6 protein-coding genes are annotated in these 4,768 nt (G+C 58.3%); 5 read left to right on the plus strand and 1 reads right to left on the minus strand.

The genetic code is table 11. The features are described from left to right. From PHV01_RS12710 to PHV01_RS12720, 3 genes are all read left to right on the plus strand, one after another. A partial coding sequence (locus tag PHV01_RS12710) for a branched-chain amino acid ABC transporter substrate-binding protein (protein WP_337291528.1) occupies positions 1-837 on the plus strand: 837 nt, incomplete at its 5' end. Then, the gene (locus tag PHV01_RS12715; RefSeq protein ID WP_337291529.1) at positions 798-1,463 is read left to right on the plus strand and encodes an L-threonylcarbamoyladenylate synthase; all 666 of its coding nucleotides are present in this window, start codon (positions 798-800) and stop codon (positions 1,461-1,463) included. The genes PHV01_RS12710 and PHV01_RS12715, both read left to right, overlap by 40 nt. Positions 1,464-1,609: 146 nt before the next feature. Next, a complete protein-coding gene (locus PHV01_RS12720; RefSeq protein ID WP_337291530.1) occupies positions 1,610-3,748 on the plus strand; it encodes a bifunctional (p)ppGpp synthetase/guanosine-3',5'-bis(diphosphate) 3'-pyrophosphohydrolase in 2,139 nt (712 codons plus the stop codon). An 18-nt stretch (positions 3,749-3,766) separates the two neighbouring features. On the opposite strand, the gene rpmB is transcribed toward PHV01_RS12720, so the two are convergent. Next, on the minus strand, positions 3,767-3,970 hold the full coding sequence (gene rpmB / locus PHV01_RS12725; RefSeq protein ID WP_337291531.1) for a 50S ribosomal protein L28: 204 nt from the start codon (positions 3,968-3,970) through the stop codon (positions 3,767-3,769). A 116-nt stretch (positions 3,971-4,086) separates the two neighbouring features. On the opposite strand from rpmB, the gene rsmD reads away from it, so the two are divergent. Next, positions 4,087-4,644 (plus strand): 16S rRNA (guanine(966)-N(2))-methyltransferase RsmD, encoded by a 558-nt coding sequence (gene rsmD, locus PHV01_RS12730; RefSeq protein ID WP_337291532.1) that lies wholly within the window; start codon positions 4,087-4,089, stop codon positions 4,642-4,644. Next, positions 4,644-4,768 (plus strand): adenylyltransferase/cytidyltransferase family protein (locus PHV01_RS12735; RefSeq protein WP_337291533.1); only part of this gene is annotated, 125 nt, incomplete at its 3' end. The genes rsmD and PHV01_RS12735, both read left to right, overlap by 1 nt.

Here is a 4,768-nt window from a genome sequence, read left to right on the forward strand (position 1 = left end):
GCCTCAGCGATCTATCACGCGGCTGCAGTTCCTCAGATCACGCCATCCAGCACCGACCCGCGACTCACAGAGCAAAGGTTCATGAACCTCTTTCGCACATGTGGGCGGGACGATCAGCAGGGACGGGTGGCGGCAGAGTTCGTCCTTGACACACTTCATCCACGCCGTGTGGCTATCCTGCATGATCAGACGCCATATGGTCAGGCGCTTGCGAAGACGTTCGAACGATGGATGGTGCATGAGCGGCGCGGTCTCAGCGTAACCAGCATCGCGCTTTCGTCAGACAGAAAGGATCTTGGTTCAGCGATCGAACAGATCAAGGCGAAGGAGCCGGACCTGGTGTATTTCGGGGGGCTCTATCGTGAGGGCGGTTTGCTAGCAAGGAGACTCCGGGAGCAGGGGATCAAGGCTACCCTTGTCAGCGGGGATGGGATGGTCGGAGCGGAGTTCGTTAACCTTGCAGGAGAGACTGCGGCCATCGGAACCTATTTGACCTTTGCGCCAGACCCCATGCTGCTGCCATCGGCTGAGGCCGCCATCAAGCGCTTTCAGGATCGGTACGGTGCTATCGGCCCATACACACTGTACGCCTACGACGCAGCGGGCGCCCTTTTTACGGCCATTGCCCGTACCAAGCCAACGGCTCAATCGCGGCCCCATTTACTTCAAGTCTCGCAGACCTTACATCGGATGACCTATATGGGCGCTCTCGGCCGGCTCCGGTGGGACCAGAAGGGAGATCTGGTCAAGCCACCTTACGTAATCTACCAGGTAAAGAAAGGGGGCAGCTTTCAAGGATGGTTCGAACAGGTGACCGACCAAACGCCCAAGCGCTAAGGCGTATCGTCTCGCCTCAGGTCCCGTCGGCTTCCGCGATGGCCCGAGCCGTCTCGGTTCTCCGCAACGGCGGCCTGGTGGCGTTCCCCACCGACACTCTGTACGCCCTCGGAGCCGACGCCTCGAACCCGCTTGCAGTCAGGCGCGTCTTTGCCGCGAAGGGCCGCAGCCTGAGGAGTCCTATCCCACTGCTGGTAGCCGATCTCACGATGGCGATCCAATTGATCGGTGAACTGCCAGAGGCAGCCGTTCGGCTTGCCGAGCGCTACTGGCCTGGCCCGCTGACCCTCGTGCTGCGGGCTCCTCGCGGGATCTGCGCGCTGCTTACCGCCGGGACCGGTCGGATCGGCCTCAGGGTCCCCGATTCCGCCGTTGCGCTTACCCTGATCGGGCAGTTCGGCAGCCCAGTGACCGGGACAAGCGCGAACCGTTCGGGCGGCAAAGAGCCCCTGGACGCTCAAGAGGTGCGGCGCCAGCTTGGAGATCAGGTGGACCTGATTCTGGATGGGGGTCCTGTAGCCGGTGGGAGTCCGTCAACCGTCGTGGACGTCAGTGTAAGCCCCCCCGTCATTGTGAGGCAGGGTCCTGTCCGGCAAGAGGAGATCCTCAGCCTGCTGAGACTCTAAGGCGTACCTACCGAAAAGCAGATCAAGCGTCAGAGCGAAGCCTCCTGAAAGCCTTTGGAAAGTCCACGAAAGTATGCTAAAAATAAAGTGTTATAAAGGCTATGGGAGATTGGCAGAATAGATCAGCAACGATAGGCACGAGAGCAATGGGGATCGAGCCGATTATTGAACGGGTTCGCGCAGCATCACCCGACGCGGATGTGACCCTGCTGCAACGGGCCTACGACTTTGCCGCCAGAGTGCATAAAGGCCAGGAGCGGATTTCGGGAGAGCCATACCTGTCGCACCCGATAGCCGTGGCTGAGATTGTGGCGAATCTTAAGATGGATGTGGCAAGCATCGCCGCCGCCCTCCTGCACGATGTGGTCGAGGATACGCATGCCTCTTTAGAGGAGGTCAAAGAGGCCTTTGGCGACGAGATCGGCAATCTCGTGGACGGCCTCACGAAAATCAGTAAGCTCCCCTTCGGCAGCCGTATCGAGCATCAGGCCGAGAGCCTTCGGAAAATGGTGCTGGCAATGTCGAAGGATATCCGGGTCATCCTGATCAAGCTGGCTGATCGGCTCCACAATATGCGAACCCTTGAACCGCTTCGGGAGGAGAAACGTCGGCTGATTGCCAGAGAGACCCTCGACATCTACGCCCCCATCGCGCACCGTCTTGGAATCTACTGGATGAAGGCCGAGTTTGAAGACCTCGCTCTCCGCTACCTCGAACGCGACATCTACCAGGACTTGGCAGCACGAATCGCGAAGAAACGACGGGAGCGCGAGAAGGATATCAACGAGGCCATTGGGATCCTTCAGCAGAAGCTCACTGAGGTCGGCATACGGACCCAGATCATAGGACGGCCCAAACATTTCTATAGCATTTACAAGAAGATGCGCGATCAACAGAAGGAGTTCGATGAGATCTATGATCTGACGGCGGTCCGGGTAATTACCGAATCGGTCAAGGACTGCTATGGCTCGCTGGGCGTGATCCACTCCCTGTGGAAGCCGATCCCCGGTCGGTTCAAGGATTTCATCGCGATGCCGAAGTCGAACATGTATCAATCCCTGCACACCACAGTGATCGGCCCGGTCGGCGAACCCGTAGAGATACAAATTCGAACCCATGAGATGCACAAAACGGCAGAGGAGGGGATTGCGGCCCATTGGGTGTACAAGGAGGGGAAGGCGGCGCTTGACCCGGCGGACAAAGGGTTTGCCTGGATTCGACAACTCCTGGAGTGGCAGCGTGATCTGAAAGACAGCCGGGAGTTCCTGGAGACGGTAAAGGTTGATCTGTTCCCTGAAGAAGTTTACGTGTTTACGCCGAAAGGGGATGTGAAGAACTTTCCAAAAGGGGCGTGTCCGATCGACTTTGCGTTTGGCGTCCACAGCGATATCGGCCTTACCTGCACTGGAGCCAAAGCGAATGGCCGCCTGGTCCCCCTGCGATACGAACTGCAGCATGGCGACATTATCGAGATCCTGACCGATGCAAAACACCATCCAAGCCGTGACTGGCTGAAACTCGTCAAAACCTCGCGGGCGCGAGGACGGATCAAGCAATGGATAAAAAACGAAGAGAAGGTCAGGAGTATCAGTCTCGGGAAGGACTTGCTGGAGAAGGAGCTTCGGAGACTCGGCAAGAGCCCTTCTCAGATTCTTAAGGCGGATGCGGTCGGGAAGGTCCTCGCCGGCCATGGTTATGCCAGCCCGGACGAGTTTTATGCTACCGTCGGTTACGGCAAGCTCTCCCCACGACAGGCCATCGCAAAGCTCTTACCCGCAGATGAGCTGCCGCATGAAGGAGAGGTCAAGCCGGAGCGAAAGATTCGCCAGCAGCCGGATGAGGGCGTGACCCTTCTGGGAGCACACGATTTTCTCGTTCGGTTCGCCAGATGTTGCAGTCCGCTCCCCGGTGATGAGATCGTCGGATTCATTACTCGCGGGCGCGGAGTTTCGGTTCACAGCAGGGACTGCTCGAATATAGACCAGCTCTTATACGACCCGGATCGAAAGATCAACGTCTCCTGGGATGCGGCACCGAAGATCGCCCACCAGGTCAAGATCCGCGTGATGATCGGGGAGGACCGACCCGGGATTCTGGCTGCGATCAGCTTGGCGATCTCCGCGAGTAAGATTAATATTGCTCAGGCTGATATACGCGTGACGGAGGACCGGAAGGGATTGAACACCTTTACGCTTGAGGTGTCCGACCTGAAGCAGCTTCAGTCAGCGATGGGAGCGATTCGCCAGATCAACGGGGTGATGGGAGTAGAGCGTCTTCGCGGCTAACGCACGGACCGCACCCTCTCATCCGGTCTTCTGGACGAGTCCGGATCGCAGGCAGCGTGTGCAGAGCGCGATGTGACGTCGGGTCCCATTCATGACAACGTGATGGCGCGAAATGTTAATCTGCTGGCGGCGTTTGCTGACGTTGTGAGCATGGCTGACCTGACTGCTTACTCGCGGACCACGTCCGCATATCTCGCACTGGCTGGGATGTGTGGATGGCATGGCAGTACCTCCGATGGTTAATGGCTATCGAATGATCGTGCCCGACGAGGTGCAATTATAAGGTGGTAACTGAGTAAAATCAAGCGCAGAAGTAAATATTTGTTCAGGTACACTTTATGAGGGTGATCGGCGGTCTCGCCAGAGGGCGACGGATTCTGGCTCCTCGCGGAAGAATGACGAGGCCAACCTCGGACTATCTGCGTGAGGTTCTGTTCAATCTTCTGACACAACAGGTGGAGGGCAGGATCTTTGTCGACCTGTATGCGGGAACGGGGGCCGTGGGGATTGAAGCCTTGAGTCGTGGCGCTGCCGGGGCGGTCTTCGTTGAGCACAATCGGTTGGCCCTTGCGATGCTCCACCGAAACCTCGAAGCGTCCGGATTCCGGGACCGGGCTGAGGTGATTCCGATGGAGGTTATCCGGTACCTGCGCCGGGCGGCTGATGGATCACGGCAATTCGATCTGATCTTTCTGGATCCGCCCTACCAGCACACTGACGCAGCGGCGGTCATCGGTTTGATCGCGTCGACGGAGCTTCTTGCGCCGACCGGCATGGTGATTCTGGAACGATCGACGAAGGCCATCCCGATCCAGGTCCCTGTGGGGCTGGCGCTCATTCGCGAGGTTCGGCATGGCGCCGCCGCCCTTCAGCTCTATCGACGGGAGGCAATGTGATGGCGCTGGCTATCTACGCCGGGACGTTCGATCCGTTCACCTTCGGTCACATCGATATCGCCAGGCGGGCTCATCGCCTTTTTCCCCGCCTTGTCATCGCCGTGAGTACGAATCCAGAGAAGGC

The organism is Candidatus Methylomirabilis sp. (genome assembly GCF_028716865.1).
Taxonomy (GTDB): domain Bacteria; phylum Methylomirabilota; class Methylomirabilia; order Methylomirabilales; family Methylomirabilaceae; genus Methylomirabilis.

Excerpts from the sequence above, each read along its gene's own strand:
- rpmB (WP_337291531.1), bottom strand. The coding sequence starts at position 3,970 with ATGCCATCCACACATCCCAGCCAGTGCGAGATATGCGGACGTGGTCCG.
- PHV01_RS12720 (WP_337291530.1), top strand. The coding sequence starts at position 1,610 with ATGGGGATCGAGCCGATTATTGAACGGGTTCGCGCAGCATCACCCGAC.
- rsmD (WP_337291532.1), top strand. The coding sequence starts at position 4,087 with ATGAGGGTGATCGGCGGTCTCGCCAGAGGGCGACGGATTCTGGCTCCT.
- PHV01_RS12715 (WP_337291529.1), top strand. The coding sequence starts at position 798 with ATGGTTCGAACAGGTGACCGACCAAACGCCCAAGCGCTAAGGCGTATC.